The organism is Cetobacterium sp., assembly GCF_048470075.1.
GTDB lineage: Bacteria > Fusobacteriota > Fusobacteriia > Fusobacteriales > Fusobacteriaceae > Cetobacterium_A.
Genome location: NZ_DBGBQB010000132.1, coordinates 1 through 2,176 on the forward strand (window position 1 = coordinate 1; position 2,176 = coordinate 2,176).

5 protein-coding genes are annotated in these 2,176 nt (G+C 31.2%); 3 read left to right on the forward strand and 2 right to left on the reverse strand.

What is annotated here, in order from left to right; all coding sequences use genetic code 11:
- A partial coding sequence (locus tag ACMOUI_RS04655; RefSeq protein WP_418964571.1) for an IS1 family transposase occupies positions 1-271 on the reverse strand: 271 nt, incomplete at its 3' end.
- A 32-nt stretch (positions 272-303) separates the two neighbouring features.
- On the opposite strand from ACMOUI_RS04655, the gene ACMOUI_RS04660 reads away from it, so the two are divergent.
- Positions 304-627: a hypothetical protein gene (locus tag ACMOUI_RS04660; RefSeq protein WP_418964572.1), complete on the forward strand. Its 324-nt coding sequence runs from the start codon at positions 304-306 to the stop codon at positions 625-627.
- A 95-nt stretch (positions 628-722) separates the two neighbouring features.
- Here the strand turns inward: ACMOUI_RS04660 and ACMOUI_RS04665 are convergent, their stop codons facing one another.
- Positions 723-1,388 (reverse strand): FAD-binding protein, encoded by a 666-nt coding sequence (locus ACMOUI_RS04665; protein ID WP_418964573.1) that lies wholly within the window; start codon positions 1,386-1,388, stop codon positions 723-725.
- Between the two features lie 239 nt (positions 1,389-1,627).
- Here ACMOUI_RS04665 and ACMOUI_RS04670 point away from each other — a divergent pair, with 239 nt between their 5' ends.
- Together ACMOUI_RS04670 and ACMOUI_RS04675 are read left to right on the forward strand one after the other, a co-directional pair.
- The gene (locus ACMOUI_RS04670) at positions 1,628-1,699 is read left to right on the forward strand and encodes a hypothetical protein (RefSeq protein ID WP_418964575.1); all 72 of its coding nucleotides are present in this window, start codon (positions 1,628-1,630) and stop codon (positions 1,697-1,699) included.
- Positions 1,674-2,176 (forward strand): IS256 family transposase (locus ACMOUI_RS04675; RefSeq protein WP_418964574.1); only part of this gene is annotated, 503 nt, incomplete at its 3' end. The genes ACMOUI_RS04670 and ACMOUI_RS04675, both read left to right, overlap by 26 nt.

The following is a 2,176-nucleotide window of genomic DNA, read 5'->3' on the forward strand; positions in this document are numbered from 1 at the left end:
AAGTCTTTTTTACTGCAATATGAATATGATTACACTTTCTGGAATTGCATTTAAACCTAGAATAGTAAAGATAATCATGATGCAAATATGTTCCTGAATTACAAATAGGACATTTAGGATATGAACGCCTATTATCACCGAGTTTAGAATTAGCAGAGAATTGTCTAGCGCATTCTTTGCATTGGTATTTTTGATGTCCAAGATTATTTTTACCAAAACGATAAAGGTTTTTAGAAAAACAACGAGGACAAGAGATATTATTAATATACATAGTTAAAAACTGCTCCTTTCTTGGGGGGAATATTGGTTGGTCGAATAACTATTATACCTCAAAGGATTGGAGTAGTTTCAATAAATTTTAAGTTAACAGAAACCGCTAATTGTAAGGAGGGAATTATGGAAAAAGTATTTTTGTTTATGAGAAAAACGGGAATAGAAGGAACAAATATAATAGAATTAGATAGAATGGAAGCAGTAAACTTCGTTAAAGATAACTACAGAAACAAAGATAAATATCAAATAGGTATTTTATCTGGAAGCAGCTATGATGTGATAAAAAGTGTTTATGGAGAGTATGCACCATTTAAAAAAACTGAAAACTTAGAAGAATTAAAACAAATGTTATAAAAAAAGCTAGATAAAAAATCTAGCTTTTTTTATCAAAATGCTCCTAGAAAACCTCTTCCTCTATTATGGAGAGGCTGAATCGGGGCTGTTTTTCACTATTGTCTCATTATATTTTCACCAGCAATTCTTCCAAAGACAATGATATCAGTTATAGCATTTCCACCAAGTCTATTAGCACCATGAATGCCACCTGTAACTTCTCCAGCAGCGTAAAGTCCATTGATAGGAGCATTATTTTTATCTATAACTTGAGCTTTTTCATTAATTTTCACTCCTCCCATAGTATGGTGAAGAGCTGGGAAACAAAGTGTTGCATAAAATGGCCCTTTTTCAATTTTATTACCCCAGATCTGCCTTCCTAAGTTATCACTTTTCTTTTCAACAGCTTGATTAAAATCATTAATAGTTTTAACTAAAACATCTTCAGGAATTCCAATTTCTTTAGCTAACTGCGCTAATATTGGAGCTTCAATAACAGTTCCTTTCTTTATAAGTTCGTCTAAATCTTGACCAGAAGTTGTTTTTCTATCTGAAGGAATAATTTGAGAATCATTAATCATATAATACTGCCCATCTTTTTGAGCAAATGTAGCCAAACAAATTTCATCACGTCTACTATCTTCTTTAACATAACGATTTCCATCTTTATTAATAAAAATAACATTATCAACGTTAATAGTTGGACCAAATCTATCAGCAGGCATAGGTAGCAGTTGAACATGCTTCATATCAACTAATTGAGCATTGACGTCTTTAGCCATTTTAATAGGGAGTATAAATAATTTTGTGTAAAAAATAATAATTGCAGACCTTCTAGATTAATGATGTAATATCATTAAAATCTCGGAGGTTTTTTTATGGCAAGAAAAAGAATTGTTTCTGAATCTAGAAAAAAAGTTATTCAAGATTTTCTCGCAGAATATCAACCTAAAACTGCTAAAGAATTGTAAGAAATTCTCAAGGATTTAATGGCTGATACTGTTCAATCTATGCTAAGGGAATGACTACACGTGATATTCAAGATCATATTAAAGATATATACGGATTTGACGCGTCTCCTAGCTTATACTGATAAAGTGCTTCCAATTGCTCAACAATGGCAAGGAAGACCACTACAAAGGTTTTGTGCGCTTGTCTATATGGATGCAATCCATTTTAATGTTAAACAAGATAATCAAGTTGTTAAAAAAGCAGTTTATGTTGCTATTGGAGTAAAAATTGATGGAACAAAAGAAGTTCTAGGACTTTGGGTCGGGGCTAATGAAAGCTCTAAATATTGGTTAAGTGTTTTAACTGAAATCAGAAATAGAGGAGTTGAAGACATTTTAATTATTTCTATTGATAATTTAAAAGGTTTTTCTGAAGCTATACAAGCGGTATATCCATATACAGAGATACAAAAATGTATAGTCCATCAAATTAGAAATTCAACAAGATTTGTAAGTTACAAAGATTTAAAATCTTTTACATCAGACCTAAAAGAAGTTTACAAAGCAACTACAGAAGAAGTAGCGCTTGGTAACCTAGATAAATTTGAAGAAAAATGGGG